Annotated in this window: 1 protein-coding gene; it reads right to left on the bottom strand. The window is 63.8% G+C overall.

What is annotated here, in order from left to right; all coding sequences use genetic code 11:
- Positions 1-789 (bottom strand): molybdopterin-dependent oxidoreductase (locus tag JHD07_RS03965; protein WP_291619225.1); only part of this gene is annotated, 789 nt, incomplete at both ends.

The raw sequence follows: 789 nt of genomic DNA, 5'->3' as shown, positions 1-789 counted from the left end.
CCGCCGTCGGTGGAGACCTCGACCTCCCTGATGCCCTTTCCGCCATCGAAGGCGATGCCGCGCAACGTGGTCCCTCCCGCCTTCAGCTTGGCGCCATCGGGGACGCTCGTGATGAAGGAGCGGATGGTGAAGCGATTGATCGGGATGGTGGCCTTGGGCGTGGTGCCCGGCTCGATGGCGTTGTTCGGCGTATCCGGAATGCGATAAGCCGACTTCATCCAGAACCCATCGTAGACGTTGTCGATGACGGTGATCTCGTTGAGGTGCTTGACCCAGTAGGTGCCGTAATAGCCGGGCACGATCAGGCGCAGCGGGAAGCCGTTGAGGAACGGCAGATCCTCGCCGTTCATGCCGTAGGCCAGCATGACCTCGCCGTCGGTGGCGTGATCGAGATCGAGCGCCTTGACGAAATCGGGCGTCTTGTCGTTGACCGGTCCGTCCATGCCGCCAAACGTCACCTGCTTGGCGCCGCTCTGCACACCCGCCATCGCCAGCACGGACTTCAGCGGCACGCCGCGCCAGCGCGCACAGCCCATCGCGCCGTTGGCGAGCTGCCCGCCGGCGACGCGCGGCTCGAAGAAGCCGCGGCTGTTGCCTGAGCACTGGTTGACGGCGACGATCTCCGTCGCCTTGATCTTCCTGATGTCCTTCAGCGAAAGTTTCAGCGGCTTGTCGACCTTGCCCTTGACCTCGAGCGTGAACTTGTCGGGGTCGAGATCGTAAGGCAGGTCGGAGAGGTGATAGCGCACGAAGAACGCGTTGTTCGGCGTGATCGGGCCGTCGTTGAAC

The organism is Bradyrhizobium sp., from assembly GCF_016462955.1.
Taxonomy (GTDB): domain Bacteria; phylum Pseudomonadota; class Alphaproteobacteria; order Rhizobiales; family Xanthobacteraceae; genus Bradyrhizobium.
The sequence above is the reverse complement of the archived record's forward strand: the minus strand, read 5'-3'. Positions and strand labels throughout refer to the sequence as shown.